Annotated in this window: 24 protein-coding genes and 1 tRNA gene; 3 read left to right on the top strand and 22 right to left on the bottom strand. The window is 33.3% G+C overall.

All coding sequences use genetic code 11. From position 1 onward, the window contains the following. Positions 1-10: 10 nt before the first annotated feature. From E0F89_RS17040 to E0F89_RS01830, 15 genes are all read right to left on the bottom strand, one after another. On the bottom strand, positions 11-148 hold the full coding sequence (locus tag E0F89_RS17040; RefSeq protein ID WP_165929963.1) for a hypothetical protein: 138 nt from the start codon (positions 146-148) through the stop codon (positions 11-13). A gap of 534 nt (positions 149-682) precedes the next feature. Then, positions 683-3,544 (bottom strand): type I restriction endonuclease subunit R, encoded by a 2,862-nt coding sequence (locus E0F89_RS01895; protein ID WP_131908171.1) that lies wholly within the window; start codon positions 3,542-3,544, stop codon positions 683-685. 1 nt (position 3,545) lies between these two features. Beyond that, complete coding sequence (locus E0F89_RS01890; protein WP_131908170.1) at positions 3,546-4,124, bottom strand: hypothetical protein; 579 nt, start codon at positions 4,122-4,124, stop codon at positions 3,546-3,548. Between the two features lie 3 nt (positions 4,125-4,127). Then, entirely contained in the window at positions 4,128-4,544 is a 417-nt protein-coding gene (locus tag E0F89_RS01885) for a protein-export chaperone SecB (protein WP_131908169.1), read from the bottom strand. A gap of 62 nt (positions 4,545-4,606) precedes the next feature. Beyond that, positions 4,607-4,843 (bottom strand): hypothetical protein, encoded by a 237-nt coding sequence (locus E0F89_RS01880; protein ID WP_131908168.1) that lies wholly within the window; start codon positions 4,841-4,843, stop codon positions 4,607-4,609. Between the two features lie 120 nt (positions 4,844-4,963). Then, positions 4,964-6,148, bottom strand: a complete 1,185-nt coding sequence (locus tag E0F89_RS01875) for a restriction endonuclease subunit S (protein WP_131908167.1) — start codon at positions 6,146-6,148, stop codon at positions 4,964-4,966. Position 6,149: 1 nt separating this feature from the next. Further along, positions 6,150-7,721: a type I restriction-modification system subunit M gene (locus E0F89_RS01870; RefSeq protein ID WP_131908166.1), complete on the bottom strand. Its 1,572-nt coding sequence runs from the start codon at positions 7,719-7,721 to the stop codon at positions 6,150-6,152. Positions 7,722-7,895: 174 nt separating this feature from the next. Beyond that, positions 7,896-8,558 carry an NUMOD1 domain-containing DNA-binding protein gene (locus tag E0F89_RS01865; RefSeq protein ID WP_131908165.1) on the bottom strand — a complete coding sequence of 221 codons (663 nt, stop codon included), beginning with the start codon at positions 8,556-8,558 and terminating at the stop codon, positions 7,896-7,898. 157 nt (positions 8,559-8,715) lie between these two features. Further along, positions 8,716-9,831, bottom strand: a complete 1,116-nt coding sequence (locus E0F89_RS01860; protein WP_131908164.1) for a VapE domain-containing protein — start codon at positions 9,829-9,831, stop codon at positions 8,716-8,718. 556 nt (positions 9,832-10,387) lie between these two features. Further along, positions 10,388-10,636 (bottom strand): hypothetical protein, encoded by a 249-nt coding sequence (locus tag E0F89_RS01855; protein WP_131908163.1) that lies wholly within the window; start codon positions 10,634-10,636, stop codon positions 10,388-10,390. A gap of 71 nt (positions 10,637-10,707) precedes the next feature. After that, complete coding sequence (locus E0F89_RS01850) at positions 10,708-11,685, bottom strand: DUF3871 family protein (protein ID WP_131908162.1); 978 nt, start codon at positions 11,683-11,685, stop codon at positions 10,708-10,710. Continuing rightward, positions 11,666-12,559 (bottom strand): AAA family ATPase, encoded by an 894-nt coding sequence (locus E0F89_RS01845; RefSeq protein ID WP_131908161.1) that lies wholly within the window; start codon positions 12,557-12,559, stop codon positions 11,666-11,668. Before E0F89_RS01845 ends, E0F89_RS01850 begins: the two co-directional genes overlap by 20 nt. A 101-nt stretch (positions 12,560-12,660) precedes the next feature. Further along, entirely contained in the window at positions 12,661-13,005 is a 345-nt protein-coding gene (locus E0F89_RS01840) for a hypothetical protein (protein ID WP_131908160.1), read from the bottom strand. A gap of 301 nt (positions 13,006-13,306) precedes the next feature. Further along, positions 13,307-13,507: a hypothetical protein gene (locus tag E0F89_RS01835; RefSeq protein ID WP_131908159.1), complete on the bottom strand. Its 201-nt coding sequence runs from the start codon at positions 13,505-13,507 to the stop codon at positions 13,307-13,309. A gap of 31 nt (positions 13,508-13,538) precedes the next feature. Continuing rightward, positions 13,539-14,369 (bottom strand): zinc ribbon domain-containing protein, encoded by an 831-nt coding sequence (locus tag E0F89_RS01830; protein ID WP_131908158.1) that lies wholly within the window; start codon positions 14,367-14,369, stop codon positions 13,539-13,541. 98 nt (positions 14,370-14,467) lie between these two features. Here E0F89_RS01830 and E0F89_RS01825 point away from each other — a divergent pair, with 98 nt between their 5' ends. Then, positions 14,468-14,704 (top strand): helix-turn-helix domain-containing protein, encoded by a 237-nt coding sequence (locus E0F89_RS01825; RefSeq protein ID WP_165929962.1) that lies wholly within the window; start codon positions 14,468-14,470, stop codon positions 14,702-14,704. A 177-nt stretch (positions 14,705-14,881) separates the two neighbouring features. Here E0F89_RS01825 and E0F89_RS01820 read toward each other — a convergent pair whose 3' ends face one another. The 3 genes from E0F89_RS01820 to mce all read right to left on the bottom strand — a co-directional run bounded on the left by E0F89_RS01820 (position 14,882) and on the right by mce (position 16,938). Then, entirely contained in the window at positions 14,882-16,108 is a 1,227-nt protein-coding gene (locus E0F89_RS01820; protein ID WP_131908156.1) for a site-specific integrase, read from the bottom strand. Between the two features lie 213 nt (positions 16,109-16,321). Further along, positions 16,322-16,395: transfer RNA gene (locus E0F89_RS01815), tRNA-Ile, on the bottom strand. 141 nt (positions 16,396-16,536) lie between these two features. Further along, positions 16,537-16,938: a methylmalonyl-CoA epimerase gene (gene mce, locus E0F89_RS01810; RefSeq protein ID WP_131908155.1), complete on the bottom strand. Its 402-nt coding sequence runs from the start codon at positions 16,936-16,938 to the stop codon at positions 16,537-16,539. 210 nt (positions 16,939-17,148) lie between these two features. On the opposite strand from mce, the gene E0F89_RS01805 reads away from it, so the two are divergent. After that, positions 17,149-18,801, top strand: coding sequence for an Ig-like domain-containing protein (locus E0F89_RS01805; protein WP_131908154.1), 1,653 nt, complete (start codon positions 17,149-17,151; stop codon positions 18,799-18,801). A gap of 4 nt (positions 18,802-18,805) precedes the next feature. On the opposite strand, the gene E0F89_RS01800 is transcribed toward E0F89_RS01805, so the two are convergent. Next, positions 18,806-19,576: a nitrilase family protein gene (locus E0F89_RS01800; RefSeq protein ID WP_131908153.1), complete on the bottom strand. Its 771-nt coding sequence runs from the start codon at positions 19,574-19,576 to the stop codon at positions 18,806-18,808. Between the two features lie 75 nt (positions 19,577-19,651). Here E0F89_RS01800 and E0F89_RS01795 point away from each other — a divergent pair, with 75 nt between their 5' ends. After that, positions 19,652-20,215 carry a hypothetical protein gene (locus tag E0F89_RS01795; protein WP_131908152.1) on the top strand — a complete coding sequence of 188 codons (564 nt, stop codon included), beginning with the start codon at positions 19,652-19,654 and terminating at the stop codon, positions 20,213-20,215. 119 nt (positions 20,216-20,334) lie between these two features. On the opposite strand, the gene E0F89_RS01790 is transcribed toward E0F89_RS01795, so the two are convergent. The 3 genes from E0F89_RS01790 to E0F89_RS01780 all read right to left on the bottom strand — a co-directional run bounded on the left by E0F89_RS01790 (position 20,335) and on the right by E0F89_RS01780 (position 23,849). Next, positions 20,335-21,081, bottom strand: a complete 747-nt coding sequence (locus E0F89_RS01790; protein WP_131908151.1) for a succinate dehydrogenase/fumarate reductase iron-sulfur subunit — start codon at positions 21,079-21,081, stop codon at positions 20,335-20,337. Positions 21,082-21,169: 88 nt separating this feature from the next. Next, positions 21,170-23,170 carry a fumarate reductase/succinate dehydrogenase flavoprotein subunit gene (locus E0F89_RS01785; protein ID WP_131908150.1) on the bottom strand — a complete coding sequence of 667 codons (2,001 nt, stop codon included), beginning with the start codon at positions 23,168-23,170 and terminating at the stop codon, positions 21,170-21,172. A gap of 13 nt (positions 23,171-23,183) precedes the next feature. Next, complete coding sequence (locus E0F89_RS01780; protein WP_131908149.1) at positions 23,184-23,849, bottom strand: succinate dehydrogenase cytochrome b subunit; 666 nt, start codon at positions 23,847-23,849, stop codon at positions 23,184-23,186. Between the last annotated feature and the right edge of the window lie 191 nt (positions 23,850-24,040).

Raw genomic sequence — 24,040 nt, 5'->3', positions numbered from 1 at the left:
AAACTACAATTTAGGTTGTAGTTTTTTCTTTTAGTTTATGTTTATAAATGATATAAATCCCAAATAGTATTGCAATTGTCATTAATATAAAAATATTTTCATTAATAGGTAATCCTGGCGGCGGAGCCGGATTAAGTTCTTTTGCCATTGGCGGTGGCGGATGAGACTTAGGCTGAGACAACGCACTAAATAAGCTTAATACGCATGTGAGAAAAATAAAAAAAATCTTAACAAGTTTCATTAGTAAAAAATAAACGATCAAAACAAGATTATTTGGATATAAACTAATTTTTTGAAAAATTAAATAGTGGTTCTCAAAAAACAATAGTATTATTCACAAAAGTATGTATTTTTTTCTATAAACAGAACTTTAAAAAGTTATAAAAAAAAGCCTTCCAAAAAATTGAAAGGCTTTTTAAACTTAAAAAGTGGTCCCACCTGGGCTCGCCCATGGCCAGACATATAACCTATACTCAAGTCTTTGTGTATGCTGTTATTTTTTAGGTATCCGAACGGTATGCCTATTTCATTAATTTGATATTCGTTTGCAAAGATAGTTATGAATCTTTAATAAAAAATATTATCTGAATATTATGAAGCCATTCAATTAAAATTAATAAAGTGGTTGTGACTTACCTTTCTTCCAAAGATTTATTCTGAGCAAATCTCAACTTTTAACACTTCACCCCACCTTAGCAAACCCACTGACAAAAGTCTCCACAAACCCAATAATTTTGCTCAATATTCTGTCACCAGTTTTCTTGCGTTCCAACACTTTGGGTTTTTCACCTTCAATTAAATCTAAAAGTTCGTCTCGAAGTGGTTCTCGTTCTGCAAATAGGTAATTTTCAATAAGCTGTTCCGTTTTTTCCTCGGATAGGTTTTCTTCCTGAACCAATTGCTTGAAGGCTATTATTTGTTCATCGTTCCAGTATTTTTCAAACTGTTCTGGTAAGTCTTCGGTTTCTTCTATGTTGGGAAGATTTTCTAGGATGAAACGTTCAATAAGCTCTCGTTTGCTACGCAAGTTGGCTTCTCCTGTAAGTAAATCAATGATTTCTTTTTGCTTCTTAGCTTTCTCTTTTGGATCAGCATTTTTTAATCCTGCCAACAGGTTTAGAATATAGGAAACATTGATTTCGTCACGGTGTATTAATTCCAATTCAAAATCGACGTCTTCCAGTATAGAAACTTTTTCTTTGGTGTGCTCGCCTTTAACTTTATCGTATAAATCAAGATATTTGCTTTTATAATCTTCAAAAAGTTGCTCGTCTATATCCAAATCTTCCATCGTGAAATCAGAGAAAGTTGTCAATACATTTTTAAGTCGCATCAACTCTCGGAATGCTTTTACAAATTCCAACTCTTCCTTTTCACTTTGCAAATCGTTTACGCTGTTTACCGTTGGTACGATCTTTAAAAGTGCCGCAACTGCTTCACTGAATTGTTGCACATAATCTTCATACGGTTGCATAATAATTACGTCTATGGCATCTTTGTTCGAGAACAGTGCAATAGCATCATCGGTTGCTTTTTTGAGGTTACGAAAAACTATAATATTTCCCTGTGATTTCTGTTCGTTGAGGATTCTATTCGTTCTAGAATAGGCTTGAATCAATCCGTGATGTTTCAAGTTTTTGTCCACGTACATCGTGTTCAGGTTTGGACTGTCAAAACCAGTTAAAAACATATTGACTACCAAAAGAATATCAATCTTTTTATTCTTGACATTTTTAGAAATATCATTGTAATAGTTGTAGAACAAAACGCTGTCTTTGGTTGAGAATTTAGTGCCAAACATGGTGTTATAATCCACAATAAACGAATCAAGTTTTTCTCTGGAATGCGAGTTTAAACCGTAATTTTCAATTGGTTCTGCTGCTATATCTAATTCTTCAGGAATGAAACCATTAGCATCTGCATCATCTTCATTAGCAGCATAACTAAAAATAGTTGCAATTTTTAAATTGTGCTTTCCTTCAACTTTTTTGGTTTGAAGGATTTCATAATATTTAATCAGGGTTTCCACGCTACTCACACAAAACATTGCGGTGAATTCCCTGCTGTGCGTTTTACGATTATGATTGTCTATAATGTAATCCGCAATTTTGTTCAAACGCAAAGGAGATTCCATTAATTCCTTGGTATCAATATCTTCTACCTCAATATCAATATTGGTTTTGCTGTCGTCTTTTTGTTTGTAACGTCCAACATATTCCACGGAGAACTTCAAAACGTTCTCGTCTTTGATGGCATCTGTAATGACATATTTGTGCAGACATTCTCCAAATAATTCTTTAGTCGTGCGTTTCCCTAATTCGTTTTTAACGGCATTGTCTGCAAAAATAGGTGTTCCTGTGAAACCAAATAACTGGATATTATTGAAAAAGGATTTGATGCGGTTATGGGTTTCTCCAAACTGAGAACGGTGGCATTCATCAAAAATAAATACAATGCGTTCGTCTTTGAGTTTTGCCATTTTGTCTAAATACTGCTTTTTGCTGATGGCCGTATTGAGTTTTTGGATGGTGGTAACAATCAGTTTGGTATCATCTGTGAACTGATTTACCAATGCTTTCGTATTGTCGGTTCCATCGATGCTTCCTTTACTGAAACTATTAAATTCTTTGGTGGTTTGGTAATCTAAATCTTTCCTGTCCACGACAAAAACCACTTTCTTGACTTGTGGTAAATTCATCAAAATCTGACTGGCTTTAAACGAAGTCAAGGTTTTCCCTGAACCTGTTGTGTGCCAGATATAAGCATTTTTGTTGGTATTCTTTACCGTTTCAACCAATGCTTCTACGGCATAATATTGATAAGGGCGAAGCACCATAAGTATTTTATAGGCTTCACTCAACACAATGTATTTACATATCATTTTGGAGATATGACACGGATCTAAAAAGTCCGTGGTAAAACCGTTTAATATATTTGTGAGGCGATTATTGGCCACATCCGTCCAATAAAACGTTTGTTTGAATGACTGGTTTCTGTTATTGGCGTAATATTTTGTATTTACTCCGTTACTGATAACGAAAATTTGAACGTACTGAAACAAGGCTGAATTGGCTCCAAATGAATGGCGTTGATAGCGATTAATTTGGTTAAAAGCTTCTTTGAGTTCCAGTCCACGGCGTTTCAATTCAATTTGCACCAATGGTAAACCATTAATCAGTAAGGTAACGTCATATCTATTTTTATAGACGCCATCGATAGCAATTTGGTGTGTAACCTGAAATTGGTTCTGACACCAATGCTCCGTATTTATAAATTCAAAATATAAATCCTCTCCGTTATCTTTTAGGATATGTTGTCTTTCTCGAAGCGTTTTGGCTTTTTCAAAAACAGATCCTTTACTCAAAATATTAAGTACCCGCTCAAATTCTTTGGGTGAGAACTCTTTCTTGTTGTGCTTCTCTAGTTGTGACTTTAGATTGGTAAGCAGGTCTTTTTCGTCAACAATAGTAACTAAACCATATCCCATATTTTGCAATTGGGCTACTAATTGTTCTTCAAGTATTTGTTCAGGTTGTTTGGCCATTTTACGCTAAATATTCATCATTATACTCGTATGGAAATATTAAGTTATAATCTCGAAGATTTAGGCCAAATTTTTTAAAAATACATATTTGAATTGCTGGTTTATAGTCTAAATATTGAGGTTTCCCAATTTCAAAAACTAATTTAAAATTAAATTCTTCGTATTCTGGTTTGCTTCTAGAAATCGAATGTATTCCATAAGCTCTTACCGACTCGTGTTTCAATACTTTGACGGTATGTTTCATATAATTCAAAATACGAGAAACCGTTGTTTTATTATTAACTAAACCTTTAGATTTCATCAAATCTATCACACCTGAAAATTGCAACAAATGTTCTGTTGTACCTACTAAATCAAAGCATTTGTCAGTATCATAATCACAATAAGCCTCACAGATAAAGTATTTGTCATTATGTCTGTTTACCCCCCACCAATGCGCGTTTTCTATAAACGTATCCCAATAATAATATCCTTCACCAAGCCATGAATTTTCCCAATTACATGAATATGGACCATCTCTTTTTACAATATCTGGATTCCCCTTATCTTTAAGGGTTTGGTACAATAATTTTCTAGCCATCGTTTAGGCTTGAATTTCGATAGTGTTTTCTTTTAAGGGCTCTTCTAATGAAGTTAAATTCATAGTGGGCAACATTATTGGTTTTATGTTTGCCTGAACCGTAACAATACTAACAAAAGCTCTAAGAAACGGAAATAATATAGCAATACTATTTTTAAAGAAAAAGCTAGGAATTTCAGCTAAGGCACTAACATTCTCAAACTTAAATATTCCGACACATTGTATTTCAACGAAAGGATCTGTACTTTCCTGGCTATCTAGAGCTGTAAAATTAAAAGTTAATTCATAAGTACTGTCATTACTATTAAAAACACCATGTGGTTTAAAATCCACAAATATATCATTGGTTTTTTGTTTTGTTAAGTCAATCATGACTTTGTCAAACTTATAATTTTCTATTGAGAATGATGCTTTATTCATTTTTTTCTATTGTTTTTTATAACAGGTATTATTCGTGGATAAATATAAATAAAATTTTGAGTTTAATGCAAAGAAAAACCCGAAGAGTACTTCGGGTTTTTGATATTGTCAAGAAAATTTGGTTGCGATAGCAGCAATTTTTCCTCTTCCAGTTTAAAATACAACTTTGTTTTTGTTAAAAACTCTTCAATTGATGGGCCGACTTTGTCAAACTTTTCAGTTTCTGCCCAATCTTTCATGATTTGTTCTTGAGGTGTATCTTGGAAGTATTTCTTCAAGTCCTCTAAAATATTGTTCATGATTTCTTTAATTTATATCCCATACTAAAAAATGGGTATCTGTTACATACTGCGAAATTATAACTAAAAAACTTCTAAAAAAAATATTACCCCTTAATAATGTGTTAAGAGAAGTAAATATCACACAAACATTCCCTGCAACAATCCTTTTTTCCAAACCTCCGTACTGGTTATTTGTGCCTGACAATGATTGATTTTTTCATCAATAGTTGATAGAAAATTTGCGATTTTGGTCTGTTCTTCAATTGATGTCGGAATTGAAATTGAAATCTCTGCCATAACATTGTTCATCAACTTAGGGTTTCCAACATAGGAGACATACTTTCTAGATATTGAATTTAATATTTCCGCAACAAAAACATTTGCATAACCTTTGTCACTTTTAAGTACACCACATACATTTGTACAGTAGAATTTTCCTTTTCTAAAATTTACATCTCCAGCACCTGCACCATCTGTTGTCCAAGTTATACAGTCCTCAAACAAAAATGTATTGTAATATCCCGATAATCCATTCTTCTTGGTTTGTGAAGAATAAACGGGATAAAAATTATTGTTGTCCTGATTTTCAGAAACCAGAGTCATAGAAAGCACATTTCCCCTAGTGACAACAAAAATATCTTTAACTTTTTTCTCCTCCCACTCCGCAAAAGCATTCCCATTATCATCTTTAAACCTCAATTCCTGTGAGAATATTTGTTGCATCACGCCTTTTTTGTATTGCTCCAGAAAGCTTTTCTTTTGCTTCAAGGCTTGTAGTTTTTCATCTACTGCCTTAAGGAATGTGGCGATTTTTTGTTGTTCTGGAAGGGTTGGTAAAGTAATCAATATGTTTTTTATGATTTCACCGCTCAAATTTTCTTGTCCCCCTTGGTTGCTTAAATCTCTTATCTCATCATATCTACCAGCTAAATTTTGGAACAAGAACAACTCATTTAATTTGTCATTATTCGGAGTTATTGCGCCACAAGCTTGATTTGTTGTTGCTTCAATTCCTAGTATAGCAACTTTTCCTCTCGTTTTTCCTTGTCCATACATCGCCATTAATAAAGTCCCTTTAGGAAAAAGTTTAGCGGATGAATTAGCAAGACCATCATTTGTAATTAACTCATTAGATTCCAAAATTGTATTAAAATCAATTAACGTAGTTGAAACCCACGGGATATCGCCATCCCAATAACTTGGTTTGGCTCTGCTAGGTGTTCCACCAGAAGAAACTTTTGCAATTTTACCTAATTTCTTCAATTCCCATTCCTCTTTAAATTCAGGGAAACGCAAAGTGGGTGTGTTCTTTAGTTTTTCCATCTTAAAAAGGGGTAGCTATATTTAGTTGTTTACAAAAATCAGCTATCGTTTTGTTTGTTGTGACAATTTGTAAATCCATTTTTTTGATTTCATTAGCAATGGCATTAATGTCAATACTGTCTTCTGTTTCAAATGTATCTACATAACGGGGAATGTTCAGGTTGTAATCGTTGGTGGCAATTTCAGCCAAGGTAGCTCGCTTGCTATATTTATCTTCTTCTAAACGGTTGCGGTAGGTTTCAATGATTTTGTCAATATGTTCCTCACGCAAAACGTTTTGTGTTTTTACTTTTTCAAAATGCTGGCTTGCATCTATAAATAAAACATCTTCTGGGTTTTCTCTACATTTTTTGTACACCATAATACAGGTAGGAATGCTCGTGCCGTAAAAAATATTGGCAGGTAACCCAATCACTGCATCCAGATAATTGCGGTCTTGAATCAGGTATTTACGAATGTGCTGTTCTGCTCCACCACGAAACAAAGCTCCGTGTGGTAATACCAATGCCATCGTACCGTTTTCAGCCAAATGGTGAATCATATGTTGTACAAATGCAAAATCCGCTTTACTACTTGGGGCTAATTTACCGTATTGAGAAAAACGATCATCACTGGTAAACAAAGGATTTGCACTCCAGTTAGCAGAGAATGGAGGATTTGCTACAATTGCTTCAAAAGTCATTCCCAGATGTTGGGGATGTTCCAGCGTGTCTTCTTGTTTAATATTAAATTTACGGTAATGCACACCGTGCAAAATCATGTTCATCCTGCAAAGATTGTAAGTAGTACGGTTCATTTCCTGACCGTAAAAATTACTCACTTCCTTAACCTGTCTGGCAATGCGAAGTAGCAAAGAACCGCTACCCGATGTTGGGTCATAAGCTGATTTGAGCTTAGTTTTTCCAGTAGTTACAATTTTTGCTAATATGGTACTTACTTCCTGTGGCGTATAAAATTCTCCTGCTTTTTTTCCTGCACCACTGGCAAATTGTCCAATGAGGTATTCGTAAGCATCGCCTAGAACATCCAATTCAGTATCCTCAAGTTTGAAATCAATTTTATCTAAATGCGAAAGAACTTTGGATATAATCTCGTTCCTTGCTTCTGGAGTTTTGCCCAGTTTGGTACTGTTTAGATCCATATCCTCAAAGAGATTGTCAAAATCATCTTCACTTTCTGTACCCATCGTACTTTGCTGGATATTAATCAGGATTTTTTGCAAGTCTTCAATAATAAAATTGCTTATGCCTTCCATATCGCTATTTCCACGCTTAGCAATTTCACTAAAAAGTTCGTTGGGTTTCAGGAAGTAGCCTAATTTATCTAATGATTCTTCTCTAATGGCTTCTATGTATTCCTTTCCTTCAAGAGTGGTCTCATCAATAGTTCTGAATTTTAACCCGTCTTGTTCCAAAATAGAATTGGCGTAAAGCTCCATTTTTTCAGCGAGATACTTAAAGAAAATAAATCCTAGTATGTAATCTCGAAATTCATCTGCGTTCATTTTCCCACGAAGGGTATTTGCTATATTCCAAAGTTGTTGTTCAAGCTGCTTTTTCTGGTCTTCTGACATTATAAATTATTGTATTATTTCTTTGCGCTAATGTATTGAATATTTAAGGAAAAATTATTGAGGAAAACCGTAAAAGGATATATTTTCCTTGAAAAATAATAGGAATAAAAGGGATTATTATGTTTTCACGTTTTAATTAAAACAAAAAAAGACGGTTTTTACACCGCCTTAGTTTTAAGAGTACTTCCAAAGAAATCCTCCACTATTTTCTCTTTCTTGTCGACAGCACCTAGCAATACAGGTTTTTGAAAGTCCTGATTTTCTGCTGGCTTCTGCAACGGAAATGTATTGAGCTAATAAATTACCATTTAAAGAATATTGCATTACCTTCTTTTTCCTGTTATCGGACTGAGGAATAAATTTTTCTTTATATTCATAGCTCCACAAGTAACCTTTTAAAGTATGATTAACATTCCAACATGCTTTGCTTATTCCCTTTTTTGTTGCATTTACTGCTGTTGCTGCAGAAGTTAAATCTTTAAATGAATTAATTGGTGTGCCATCTAAATTATATTGATAAACGGTTTTACTAAAACCTCCCCCTTTATCTGAGTTGTACCCATTTTCAAGAGTATCGTATTCCGAAATGTATTTTATTTCTTTAGATGCTAACTCGTTATTATTTGATGCAGTATCTATTTGCTCCCAAGCGAAAGCTTTAGGACCATAAGTCGCGATTGCTTCTTGAAAATAACTGCCGCCTTTTTTATTGGCTTTTTGTAGGTGGTCAGCTTTTCTTTCTTCAATTGAATTTCTAGTTGCTCCAATGTATATTTCATTGGTTTCTGTATTAATTACCTTGTAAATAATACCTTGATTATTTTCTATTTTTTTCATGTTAAATATCATTTTTTAATAGAAAGGGTGGGTGGGTAAGCATATTTTTCAAAAACATTTGCAAACGATATGCATAAAAGTAGCATAGTTACACCATGCAACTGTAATGAATAATGGACTAAAAAGAGTTGAAATATACCTACCCTCCTTACCCTTCCTACCCATTATTTTTTATTATCATATACTTCCAACTTCCTTTTATCTTCTTTCTAGGAAAATCTTTTGAAGTCATTATTTTTCCTATCTGTTGGACATCAATTTTTAAATAAAGCCCCTTGTTTAATTTTATATAATCCGCAATTTCTGTTGCATTCATATATTCCACATTTTCATTCTCATTAGGAATAATAAATAATTCTTCAATCCAACCCACTTCTTCTGATGACTGGATGAACATTTTATTATTTTCTTCTAATCGTAATACATCCTCTTTATCAAAATGGTATTTAAAATCTTTGCTTTTTAGTAAATGAATAGCTTGGCTATACACTAAATCCAGATCTATTTGATGTTGATAGTCAATTTCTGTCGCTTCAAAACACAGAAATCTTCTATTACCAGTTACATCCATTAAAATTTCATTGTGATTGGAGCTTCCAACAAATGAAGCTCTACGGATATAATCCTCAGTAAAATGTGCATATGCTCTTCTTTCAGTAATAGTGTTTTTTGTAATCATTTCTTTAAAAGCTTCTATTTGCTTTTTATTGAAAGCAGCTAACTCGTCAAGGTTTATGATAAATTTCTCCGACATCAATAATGTGGTGTCTTTGTTAGCAGGATTAATCATCCCACTATAAAAATAATCTTTCAAATCGTCTGGCATTAATTTTTGAAACCATGAAGTTTTTCCGATTCCTTGTTTACCAGTAAAAATTAAAACGGTTTGATTTGTAGTGTCATCTTCAATAGAACATGCAACTGTTGCAACTAACCACTTTTTAAATGCCCAATAAAAATCTTCATTATTGGTCGTTTTTACTGTATTGCATAATTCTAATATGTAATCTTTTTTCATATCCCATTTAGGTAGGTTATTGAAATAATCCTTAAAAGGATTTTGATTCGCTACATAATCAGATTCCAACAAACATTTTAGATCGGATTTAGTTGCGGGTATAGAATTATTATTTAATTCTCTTTTTATGGAATTAAGTTTGTAATCTTTTAATAATAGAAATTTTTCTTTGGTTTCATTACCCTTGTAATATGTTCTATTCAAGATTTCATTAAATTTGAAAGTATATCTTTCGTTTAAGTATTGTTCTAACATTATATTAATTTTTTTATATTCTCATTGTTCTCATTTCATCAGTCGTTCTTCCATTAGGTAGAGATATAACCGCACTTTGTTCAATGTCTTTTATTGAGCAGGGAGATTTAATACTATTCGATTAACAATCGAGTATTGAAATTGGAAATATTTGGATTTATTTTATTTCATAGGCGTGTATATTTAAAATTGAACAATCTTTTAAAACTTTTTAAGGGAATTTTTAGCTCCAAAGAAGTGGAGGAGCTTTAGAAATGATGAGGACCACCATTTTTGATTTACCCCAATATACAACAATTGGGCCCAAAAGTCAATAGTAAAACCGATAAAAAATGTGATTGGGGCGATTTTTCTATAGCTTTTATGCAATATTTTCAAACCCATCATTTTACCTTATTAAACCCATTTTAGATTAAATATCAACCTACTCAACACGATATATTTTAATATCGCGTTGGTAAATTGAACTTAGCTAATACTTTTTCAGGGGTTTTTGTTATAGCAGACCGTCTCAAAAGTTTGGTTATACGAAATACAGAATACTGCTTTGCCTTTTTTACATCATAATATTAAAATGATAGTAATAGTAGGCGTCATTATCGATGATATACACCGTTTTTAATTCAAGTGTTACCTTGATTTCTTGAACCAAAACTATTTGCCCTCTCTTCAACACTCCAATTTCTTGTAAAACGGTTACTCGAAAAGGGCAAAAGACTTGTTTCAGCACATTATAATGTGTAATTACATAAATTTCACGAGGAGAACTGTATTTTAACAACTCTGCCAACTCTTTTTTTGTCATTTTTTACTACGATTAACTCTATTTATAGACGTTGTTTGGTACTTTAAAGTAGCCAAAAAAGCTATTATATATTAATGGAGGAAATAGTTTGGAATTTGATTTTCAATCGAATTTAGCAAGTTTTGTATAAATCCATACGCATTAACATTCCGTTCCAGATTACTATCGATATATGTGCTCTTGTTGGCTTCCGTGAAAAGATTGTAAAGATTCCAGAAGTTGATCGTACTGTCATTTGATTTGCAAAAATTAGCATCAGTATGATAATCCCTTACGACAATATTTAATTGTGTATCATTAATAGCCAAAGGAAAAAGTTTCTGTTTTTCGTCTTTGCTTAAGTAAGGATACAATTTCATCTTCCCAATTAAATGAGCAAACTGAATTTCCGTTAAGGAATATTGAAACATTTTCACCATGTTTAATAGATGTTCTCTCTTTTTGTAGTTGTTAATCAGCTCGTAAATCTTGGCTTTTAATTCCATAATTGAACTGACACGAAGATCTTCTTTAAGTCCATCGGTAGAAATACAAAGGTTTGTGCATACGACATTCTGAAACCCAATAAAAATTTTAAATTTCTCCATTGATTTTTTAGAGAATAGGTTTTCCTGATTATACGATCGTACACCTCCGATAGTTAAATTGAGCTTGTTTCCATTAATTACTTCACTAATTTCAGGCACTTCAATTAAGAACATGCAGCGCTCATAATAAATGGTCTTCTCGTGCTCTAGGAGTTCTTTAGCGGGTTTCCCAATTGCTGTAGGAATTCTACCTTTGATTACGTGAGAAACACAAATGTCGGGCTTTAAAATGCCTTTATAATCAAGGATGTCCTCTACCACTTCTTGTACACTGTTGATAAACTCATAATGACTTATCGTGCACTCATTATCCTTTGCAAAAACTGGAATTGTGCATTCATTTTTTAAATGGTTCAATGAGACTTCCGTTGTATTTGCTTCGATAAAATTTCGTTTTGGAAATACGATTATTTCATTTTCATCAATAATTTGGTGTTCTGGATTATTTAATACTAAATTCATTTTCTTTAGGGTTCAGGTTTTGAATAATTTCTTCATCATAGATTAATTGTGCTGAAAGATTGTCAAGCACTTCTTTTCTAGCTATCACTATAGGATACAGTTCTGTGCTTAGATTGGGATATTTCCCATAAACTAATTTTAAAGCATCAGGTGTTTCACAAGAGTTGATTTCTTCCGTTATTCTCTCAATAGACACGCCTTGATTGCACCATTTGATCAGTTTTTTACCAGTCGAAGAATTAATTATAAATTCAGGTTTCCCTGAAAATAATTCTGTTCTATCTTTAGATGTGGACACGAGGTGATTGTCGTTTAGAAGTTCAAAGTTGACAGTAAGCTCATATTCAAACCCTTCCCGCGTAATTGACTTTGTGCCCAATTTCATCACTTTTGTTTTTCCATTTCCATCTTTATCAAGACTGTAATCCACTTTACTTCTTGAAGTAGTGATTATATGACATTTGGACAATATGATAGCATCTATAAAAGATTGGTGACGAGGAGTTACACGTGCCCAATCTTGGAATCTTCCTCCTAATTGTTCGTGGATTTCCAAACAACCGCCTTTTCCCTGCCATTCGTGGCTGATAGAATCAATAATGATAATTTCCATGTCTGATTCTTCACACAGCTTAATCGCCTTTAAATAGCGTTCTGGAGCAAAAGGTTCTTCCAATGATAGTACATTAAAATCTCCTAAATGGGAATAAAGACTTGCGGACTTATTTTCTGTGTCGATCAATGCAATTTTGCTCCAATCGTTTGTTATTCCGTAGGCTAATAATAATGCGGAATAAGTTTTTCCGAACCCACTAGGACCACTTAGTCCGATTCTTAACTTCACCTGATGGCGTTCTGCTTTTTGTAATTTCATAATTTTTGAATTAAATTGTTCTTGAATTGAAACTGAAAATGTCAAAACAAAAAAGGCCTCCGTGTTAGGGAGACCTTATCATGTATAATTTTCAAATGTTTTTAGTGAACTAAATCACTGTTTACAACTTGTTCTTTTAGAATTGCATCAACGCCCGTTAAAAACTCGTAACGATGATTAATTGTTACGATTTCTCCTGTTTCCTTGATGGTGTATTCATAGGGCTCGCTTGGAACTTTGGCAATTGTTCCTTCAAATTGAGATCCAATTAAACTTTTACACGTTTCTTCATCGAATGTTGCTGGAACTTTAACGGTTCTGGCAGTAAAATACATTTTACCTGTTGCCTGACTTTTTACTGGTTCTACACCTCCTTGCAATACTAACATAAGGAATTCTTCGCCGTTTTCTTTTTCTACTGATTGATAATTAATTACACGTACCATAGTTTTTTGTGATTTAAGATTAAATATTAAATTATGGGCGATTCCAAAAGGCGAAGTAGATAGAATGTCAATTCACTAGTTCAACCCTTGGAGCACATCCCAAAACTTGAGAAGAGTCGGGGCATGATCTTGGGTTAATCAGTGCATTCGAGGATAAAAAAATAAAAATTTTATAAAAAATTCCAAATTCTAGGTGCTTATTTGCGTCTAATAAAAAAGGACTCCTGTAATGGAAGCCCTTGATTTGGTTAAAAAATAGAATCTGTTTGCTTCAAAAATATTTTTAGCTATTTCTCTATTTTTATTCTAGGAAAACTTTATAGATTCCGAAGCCAATAATTGCGATAACTAATAGAAAAATTAGAGCTGCAATGTTTTCAATAATACCGTTTATAAACCCATCTCCGCGAATTAGACTTGGTATACCCCAAGAAAGTGAGAAAAAAACTGCTATTGCGATAGCGCTAGAAAAATCTTTTTTCCCTTTCGAATTATTTTCCATGATTATAGTTTTTTAAAATTTGATTGAGTTTTTATACGTTTTTATGAAAATAATAACCGTTTTTCAAAAAATTCATTAAACTAGCTGTAAAAATATCCCAATCATAAGTAATTTCAATAGTAGTGTTTTTGTTAGCAAAATCATACCATTTGATATTATTGTTTTTTACGATGAATGAATAAGGGTCAAACGAAGATGACCTATAGCCACTATGGCTCGACAACCATGTAAGTTCATTATTCTCATACTGTTCTTTGAAATTAGCTTTAATCACATTGTCGATTTCTAGATTTCCATTTTTATGAAATTTATATTTGTTTTTATACAAAAGATAACCCGTTTCATTTAGTTCCAATGCGTATTTAATGACTCTGGAATTGAAAGTTAGTTTCTCAATTAGTCCTTTCATAAACGTCAATTGTTCTTTAATTTTTTTATCAGAATTGTGGCTAATAATTCCTTTTTCATAAATACCATTACTTATAATTAAAACTCGTTCAATTTGATTCTCAGAATTTTTAAAATGTAAGGCAAATGTCATAGATGTTGTTGTACTAAAATTGACTGTTGTTACTAAACAGCTGTATTCAATATTTGTAATTTCAGTATAAAATAATTTAGTTTCATTTATAGTTAAACTATCTTCATAAAAAATTAAGCCATCGATAATCATTGGATTTTTATCAGTCGGTAAAAATAGATGTTTCGTTTTATTTTCTTTAATTGCGTCTATTTTTTCTTTAACTAAAGTTTTAGTTTTGTTAAATAAATCATTTTCTTTTTTATTTAACCACTCTCCACAGTGCTTACACTTTATTGCTTCTTCTTGGATTAATTCGAAACATGAGGGACATTTTTTCATAGTTCTTTCTTAAGTTTTAGGGGTTATTGGTGGTCTATTTTCCAAATGTAAGCAAATATGCCTACTTTAAAATTAATTTATTCATCGAATTTTATCTCGTGGATAATCAAGATAAAAAAAGCATATTAATTAGTTTTGGCGGAAATCTTCGACAACTTCGTTTAGCAAAAGGTTTCACTCAAGAGCAACTTGCAAATGAACTAGGTATTGAAATTTCCCAAATCAGCAGAATTGAACGTGGTGTTATTAATACTTCTGTTACGACTTTATATGCGATTGCCAATACTTTAAAAATTGATGTTTCTCAGTTATTCATTTTTGAAAAAATCTCTTAATTTTTTATTCACAACAAACCTAAACTACTTTTTCGAGTCTATTTTACGGGTTTCCGTAAAAACGCTGTTTATTTTCATTTAGGCTTAGCATGAATGTACTGATTTTCATAAAGATGCCTTTTCTGCATTCAGAGGAACAGATATTGCCTTATATTCGCAATACCCACTTTTAATGATTTATTGCTCAGATTTCTTAGTTCTATCAATTTTTAATTTTAATTTCTTCATTTCCTCACTAACTTTTTTCTGCACTACTTTCCCGTAACTTTCTTGTGTAATCACCATGTTAGAATGACCTAATAGCTCTGATACAATTTCCATTGGAACATCGTTGTAAAGTAATACGGTAGAGGCAAATGTTTTTCGAGCAATATGATGGGTAAGACGTTTTTCAATTCCTGTTACCTCCGCAATCTCTTTCAGATAAGAGTTGAATTTCTGATTACTTATAGATGGGAACACGAGATTATCAACATTTGAATATTTATCAATGATTTCTTGTGCTTTAGGGAGGATTGGAATGGAGATTTGACGTTGTGTTTTTTCACGTTTCATCTGAATCCAATTACTTCCATCGAAACCTACCTGAATATTCTGTTTTTGAAGATTTGCCATTTCATTGTATGCCAAACCTGTGTAACAGCAAAAAATGAATAGGTCTTTTACTAAACTTAATCTTGGCTGTGATATCTGTGCTTTTTCAACCGTTTCTAATTCCTCATGAGTTAGAAAAACAATTTCCTTTTTCACTTTTTTTGCAGTGTATAGTACAAAAGGATCTTTATCTAGAAATCCTTCAGCTATTGCGATTTTAATAAGTCTTCTGAATCGCTGTATTGCTTTGTTAATCGTAGACTGACATTGATTCTGCTCCGTTTTAAGATAATATTCAAATTCTGTTAAAAACTGTAAATTGATTTTATCAAGTGAGATGTCATTTTTTTTATATTTGAATTTAATAAAAGCAATAATTTGAATGGAGGCATAATTATATTTTTTCCAAGTCGCTAATTTTAAATCTTTGCCAATTAATTTAAAGATCTTGTCTAAATATTTTTGAAAATATTTGACTACAAATTCACTTTCTTTTAGAGGTTTACCCAAGTATTTAAGGTAAATGTCATTTGCTTCAAAATCATCAGTTTCTAGCAGAATTGACAGATAAGAGTTTTTTATCTTCTGTTTTATTAATTCTAAGTGAGCATTAGTATTTAAAGCATCCGATGTTTTTGAAATGATTAATTGCCGTTTTGAATCCCAAAGCTTTGGTTGAACAAAATAACCTGTTGCGTTTTCTCTTCTTGCTCCTTGATAAGTAATCCGTACATTGATTGGACATACTCCTTTGTTGTTTAGTTTGTGGGATTTAATGACAAACAAAATCTTAAAATTTTCTTTTTTCATAGCTAATTGTTTTAGAGTTAATTAGCATACGTTTTGGACTTGAAAATAGGTACCCTAGTAAATTGAGATAGTCACCCGAATAGCACCTCTTTTTTGAGTTAAAAAGTTGGCAAGTTGACTATTTTTATAAATCTAAGATTAAATAAAATCACTGTTTATATTGAGTTTATTCAATAAAAAAAGCCCTCCAAAAAATTGAAAGGCTTTTTAAAGTGGTCCCACCTGGGCTCGAACCAGGGACCACCTGATTATGAGTCAGGTGCTCTAACCAGCTGAGCTATAGGACCGGTTAAGAGTCTGCAATATTACCACTATTTTTCATTTGCTCCAAATATTTTTGACTTAGATTTTAATATAGTGCAATTATTAATTTGTTTCAAGCAGAAACCAACTGACTATTAGAATGCTACCCGTTTATCTACAATAAATTATTTTATTTCCTGACACAATTCAATTAAAACACCATTAGTGCTTTTTGGGTGTAAAAAGGCAACCAACTTATTATCAGCGCCTTTTTTTGGAGTTTCATTCAAAATTATAAATCCTTCTTTCTTCAAACGTGCAATCTCTGAAATAATATCTTCAACGTCAAAAGCAATATGATGGATTCCTTCTCCCCTTTTTTCTAAAAACTTAGCAATCGGGCTTTCTGGATGAGTTGCTGCCAAAAGTTCTATCTTATTGGGTCCATTCATAAAGAACGAAGTTGTTACTCCTTCGCTTTCTACCGCTTCAAATTTGTAGGCTGGAGCACCAAATAATTTTTCGAAGACTAAGTTTGACACTTCTAAATCTTTAACAGCAATCCCAATATGTTCTATTTTTCTCATTATCTGTAGTATCAATTCAACTTTTATTTTAAATTTAAGCAGCAATCAAACCGCAATAATATTTGTATGATGTAAAATTAAACATTAAAAACAAAAAAAGTGAACTGTTTCAAAAAGTAAACTGATTTAAATCAGTCATAATAATTCTAAAAAAGATTTCGATTGCATGAATTATAATTGTTATTTTGTAAATTATAACTATAATTCAATATGTTGAAAAACAATTTAAAATACGCCTTCCTATTATTGCTTTTTATTCTTCTAGGCTGCGCCAAAAGAGGCACGATAACCGGAGGCTTGAAAGACACTATTGCCCCGGTTTTAAAAATGAGTACTCCAAAAAACTTCAGTACTAACTTCAAAGGAGACCAAATAAAATTGATTTTTGACGAAAATATAAAGCTGAAAAATTTAAACAAGCAGTTGATCATTTCTCCGCCAATGAAAAACGAGCCATTGATATTACCAACGACAGCAAGTAAAATTATAACGATCAAAATAAAAGATACGCTGCAACCCAATACTACGTATAGCTTTAACTTCGGGCAAAGCATTGCCGACAATAACGAAGGAAATACTTTCGATCAATTCAAATATGTGTTTTCTACCGGAGATTACATTGACTCTTTAAGCCTTGGCGGAACAGTAAAAAGTGCCTATGACAAAGAAGTAGAATCATTCGTCACGGTGATGCTGTATGAAGTAAACAACGCTTTTGAAGATTCGATAGTTTATAAGGAAAACCCGAGATACATAACCAGCACTTTAGATAGTTTAAAATCATTTCGCTTAGATAATTTAAAAGCCGGGAAATACCTTCTTGTAGCCATGAAAGACTACAATAGCAACAACAAATACAATCCAAAAACAGACAAAATTGGATTCAGCAAAGAGTTTATTACCATTCCAAACGATACGCTTTACGAGTTAGAATTGTTCAAGGAAACACTGCCTTTCAAAACTTTTAAACCAAGTCAAGCATCTGGAAACCGATTGCTATTAGGCTATGAAGGCAAAGTTAATTCAGCAGCTACAAGTCCCAAAATAGCCTTAAAAAACAACAATGATATCTTAGCTACAATCATTACTAAATTCCCAAAAAAGGATTCCCTACAGATTTGGTACAAACCCATCAAAGTAGATTCATTAAATCTGGCTGTGACCAAAGACAAATACGAAGCCAATTTCAACATTAAGATAAAAGACCAAAAAAAGGACACATTAAATATCTCAGCATTGCAGTCCGGCAACTTGAAGTTTAGAGACCGTTTCACATTAGAAAGTTCGACTCCTTTAATCCGTTTCGATAATTCTAAAATAAGCTTGACCAACAATGCAAAGACCACAGTGCCTTTTACCACTGAATACGACGAATTTAATCAGAAATTGTACTTTGACTTTAAAAAAGAACCATTAGAAAATTACACTGTCAATATTCTTCCTGGTGCTTTAACAGATTTTTTTGAAAAATCAAATGATTCACTAAGTTACAAATTGACGACTAAGAGTATGGCTGATTACGGAAATCTTACTGTGACTTTACAAAATGTAAAACAATTTCCTGTAATTATAGAACTGACTAATGAAAAAGGCGATGTTTTGGCTTCGGAATACACTGAAGAGACGACCTCTTTAGACTTTAATTTAATTGAGCCCGCCATATATTCTCTTCGAGCAATTTATGATCTGAATAAAAATAAGGAATGGGATTCCGGCAATTATTTAGAAAAACGTCAAGCAGAAGAAGTAATTTATTTTTCCAAAGAAATCGATGTTCGTGCAAATTGGGACGTAAACGAAACATTTGATTTGAGTATTCCCTATATTCCGGAACCTAAAAAGAAAATCGAAAAGAAGAATTAAAAAACTATCTGTTTTCTATTTCAAAAGAATCTCTGTCATTCAAAAAACCCAATTTTTGTCGGGTTTCCAGCATTTTTTCTTTCTCTAATTCCACTAAAAACAAACCTTCTGTTTCTAGTGGAACTTGAATATAATTGCCAAGAAAATCGACTGCTTGTGAGTGACCAATATATTCGTAACCATTTGCATCAGCACCTATTCTATTGACCCCAATCGTATAACTCATATTTTCTATTGCTCGCGCTTTCAATAAAGCATCCCAAGCATTTGTTCGTGTTTTTGGCCAACTCGCCACATAAATCAGTACGTCATAATTCTCTATATTTCTGGAAAAAGCAGGAAAACGCAAATCATAACAAATCAATGGGCAAATTTTCCAACCCAAATAATCGACCACTATTTTTTGATTCCCACTAGTATAGACTTTGTCTTCGCCAGCCAAAGTAAACAAATGCCTTTTATTATAAAACTGAATTTCTCCGGACGGAAATACAAACACCAATCGATTATAGAAATTTCCACTTTCCTGCACCACTAAACTTCCAGTAATAGCGCAGTTTTTCGTTTTAGTCAAAGCTGTAAGCCAGGTTATCGTTTCGCCTTGCATTGTTTCAGCGACATTTTCAGGATTCATCGTAAAACCCGATGTAAACATTTCCGGCAATACAATTAAATCAACTGCTGAATTGATTTCATTGATTTTTGTCTCAAAATAATTTCGGTTGGCTTTTGGGTTTTCCCAAATTAGAGGAGCTTGAATCAGGATGACTTGCATTTTTTTATTTTTTTATAAAAATAAGAAATATCACAACGCAATAAGTTCATTATATTAGCAAAAAAAAAGAACTTTATGAAAAAGATACTTCTTGTGTGTACATTGTTATGCACAATTTTGATTTATGGCCAAGAAAAATCAGGAGCGAAACAATTTTGGGAAAACCTGCAAAAACAATGCGGCAAGTCTTTTGAAGGAGAAGTAACAGAAGGCGCTGCCAATGATACTTTTCGCGATAAAAAACTGGTAATGCACGTTCGCAATTGTGACAAAAAAACGATTCGGATTCCGTTTTTTGTAGGAGATGATAAATCGAGAACATGGGTTCTGACCTACAAAAAAGACCGTATTCAATTGAAACACGACCACCGTCACGAAGACGGTTCCGAAGATAAGGTAACGCAATATGGTGGGAAAACAACTAATTCTGGTTCATCGACGCTTCAGTTTTTTCCGGCAGATCAAGAGACCCGAGAATTAATTCCGAATGCTGCTGCAAATGTATGGTGGATTACTTTAGACGAAACTTCTTTTACATACAACTTAAGACGCATCGGCTCTGATCGACTGTTTACCGTGAAATTTGACTTAACAAAAACCGTAGCAACCCCTTCAGCTCCTTGGGGATGGAAAGACTAAACTCAATCCTGAAATCTAACTTTTAACCATAAAAAAACGCATCCAACTTTGACATTGAATGCGTTTTAAATTATTATTTAATCTTTAGACCTTTGACTTTGGAATTTAAGACCAAGTGATTATCCTTTTAAACTTGCAGATAAATATTCTCTGTTCATTCTGGCAATATTTTCAAGAGAAATTCCTTTTGGACATTCTACCTCACAAGCTCCAGTATTGGTACAATTACCAAAACCTTCAGCATCCATTTGAGCGACCATATTCAGTACACGATCAGCAGCTTCTACTTTTCCTTGTGGTAATAAAGCAAACTGAGACACTTTAGCAGATACAAATAACATAGCCGAAGAGTTCTTGCAACTCGCTACACAAGCACCGCAACCAATACATGTTGCAGCATCAAAAGCTCTGTCCGCATCATGTTTAGGAATAGGAATTGTATTGGCATCAATAGTGTTCCCAGAAGTGTTTACAGAGATAAAACCACCAGATTGCTGGATTCTGTCAAATGCACCTCTATCAACTACTAAATCTTTAATTACCGGAAAAGCTTTTGCTCTAAATGGCTCAATAAAAATAGTATCCCCATCTTTAAATTTACGCATGTGTAATTGACAAGTTGTAACCAAACGGTCAGGTCCATGCGCTTCACCATTAATAAACAAAGAACACATCCCGCAAATTCCTTCGCGGCAATCATGGTCAAAAGCAACAGTATCTTCTCCTTTTACGATTAATTTATCGTTCAAAATGTCAAGCATTTCAAGAAAAGACATATCTGGCTCAATTCCATCTATTGGATATTCAACTATTTTTCCTTCTGCAGCGGCATTTTTCTGACGCCATATTTTTAATGTAAGTTTCATATTTTAAGTTTGAAAGTCATAAAGCCGAAAGTCGAAAGTCGATTGACATGGAGCCGTTTGACTTTAAGACGTTAGACTTTAGACTAAATTATTTATAACTTCTTTGAACTAGTTTAACATTTTCGAATTTCAACTCCTCTTTGTGCAACACTGCATCGCTTGGATTACCTTTGTATTCCCATGCTGCAACGTATGCAAAGTTTTCGTCGTCACGTTGTGCTTCTCCTTCAGGCGTTTGGTACTCTTCACGGAAGTGACCTCCACAAGATTCATTTCTATGCAACGCATCTTTGGCAAACAACTCTCCTAGTTCAAGGAAATCTGCAATACGAAGTGCTTTAGCTAGTTCAGTATTAAAACTATTAGCTGTTCCAGGAATTTTTACCTCTTTATAAAATTCTTCTCTAATTGCTGCAATTTCACTTTGTGCTTCGGTTAAACCTTCCGCATTACGCGCCATTCCAACTTTATCCCACATGATTTTTCCTAATTTCTTATGGAAATAATCCGCTGGTTTAGAACCTCCGTTATTCATTAAAGCTTCAATCTGTTGCTTAACATTATTCTCCGCTTGTTCAAATTCCGGAGAATCTGTAGAGATAGTACCCATTTTAATATCCGGTGCCAAATAATCTCCAATGGTGTATGGAAGAACAAAATATCCATCAGCTAAACCTTGCATCAGTGCAGAAGCTCCCAATCTATTCGCTCCGTGATCTGAAAAGTTAGATTCTCCAATAGAGAAACAACCAGGAATTGTAGTTTGTAAGTTATAATCAACCCAAGTTCCTCCCATTGTGTAGTGTACAGCTGGGTAAATCATCATAGGAGTTGAATATGGATTCTCATCCACAATTTTCTCATACATTTGGAACAAGTTACCGTATTTATTAGCCACAACCTCTGTTCCTAATTTTATAACCAAAGCTTTATCATTCTCATCTAAATGCTTCAATCTCGCTTGATCCACTCCGTATCTTTCAATTGCAGCGGCAAAATCAAGGTAAACAGCTTCTCCTGTTTTATTAACACCAAAACCTGCATCACATCTTTCTTTAGCAGCACGAGAAGCAATATCTCTGGGTACTAAATTTCCAAAAGCAGGATATCTTCTTTCTAAATAATAATCTCTGTCCGCTTCTGCAATTTGAGTTGGTTTCAATTTCCCTTCACGAATCGCCTTAGCATCTTCTAGTTTTGCTGGAACCCAAATACGTCCGTCATTACGCAACGATTCTGACATTAAAGTCAATTTTGCTTGGTGCTCTCCAGATACTGGAATACAAGTTGGGTGAATTTGTGTGTAACAAGGATTTGCAAAATACGCTCCTCTTTTGTGGATTTTCCAAGCTGCAGTTACGTTACTTCCCATCGCGTTAGTTGATAGGAAAAATACGTTTCCGTATCCTCCTGAAGCAATAACTACGGCATGAGCAGAATGTCTTTCGATTTCTCCTGTAACCAAGTTACGCGCTATAATTCCTCTTGCTTTACCATTTACGATTACTAAATCCAGCATCTCGTGACGGTTGTGCATTTTTATTTTTCCACGACCTATTTGGCGATTCATTGCTGAATACGCTCCTAATAATAATTGCTGTCCTGTTTGTCCTTTAGCATAAAAAGTTCTAGAAACTAAAGTACCTCCAAAAGAACGGTTATCCAGTAATCCGCCATATTCACGGGCAAAAGGAACACCTTGAGCCACACACTGGTCAATAATATTAGTAGAAACCTCAGCAAGACGGTGAACGTTTGCTTCACGGGCGCGATAATCACCCCCTTTTACAGTATCATAAAATAAACGGAACGTTGAATCTCCGTCTCCTTGATAATTTTTTGCAGCGTTAATTCCACCTTGTGCAGCAATCGAATGCGCACGACGCGGTGAATCTTGAAAACAAAATGCCTTTACGTTATATCCTAACTCTGCTAAAGTTGCAGCAGCCGAACCTCCAGCAAGACCGGTACCAACTACGATAATATCTAAATTACGTTTGTTAGCAGGGTTTACTAAATTAATATGATCTTTATAATTTGTCCATTTGTCCGAAATTGAACCTCCTGGAATTTTTGAATCTAATGCCATTTATAATTTAATATTAATGATTAAAATGATGAAATAATGCAATGAAAATGAAACCAAAAGGAACTACAATTGCAAAAGCATATCCTAATGTATGCAAAGATTTTGAATACTTATTATTAAAACCTACCGATTGAAATGACGAATTGAAACCGTGCCACAAGTGCAATGACAACAACAAAAATGAAAGGCTGTATAATCCTGTACGAACCGGACTTTCAAATTTTGCAACCAGTTCATGGAAATATCTTGTTTCATCCAACGGACTAACATCTACATATTTATAGACCATTTCAGGAACCCAAAAATCGTAAAAATGCAATCCTAAAAATGCCAACACAACTAAACCGGTAACAATCATATTTCTTGACGCCCAAGAAGAATTAGCAGCGCCATTGTTCTTCGCATAAGAAATTGGTCGGGCACTTCTGTTTTTAATTTCCAAAACCATACCCATAATAAAGTGAAAAATCACTCCTACAATCAATATTGGCTGTATTACGAATTGAACTAATGGATTATTTCCCATAAAATGAGAAATTGAATTAAAAATATCGGCACTGAAAACCGATGTCATATTGATAAAAAAATGCTGTGCTAGAAACAACAGTAAAAAAAGTCCTGAAAGTGCCATAGCTACTTTTTTTGCTATCGACGATTTCAATAATGCAGATTTTGCCATAAGATTTAAATAAATTGTTTTAAAAAATTATACAAAAATAGAGCAATTGGACAGTAACTACAACCTTTTCGCTGTTATTTATAATGATTTTAAAGTGTTTTACATAAAAAACCAAGGAATCCTTAAATATCAAACATAAACGCAAAAACCATCATAAAAACAGTTAAACAAAAAAAGAAAACAGTCTGGAA

The sequence above is a fragment of the Flavobacterium caseinilyticum genome, assembly GCF_004349085.1.
Lineage (GTDB): Bacteria > Bacteroidota > Bacteroidia > Flavobacteriales > Flavobacteriaceae > Flavobacterium > Flavobacterium caseinilyticum.
The sequence above is the reverse complement of the archived record's forward strand: the minus strand, read 5'-3'. Positions and strand labels throughout refer to the sequence as shown.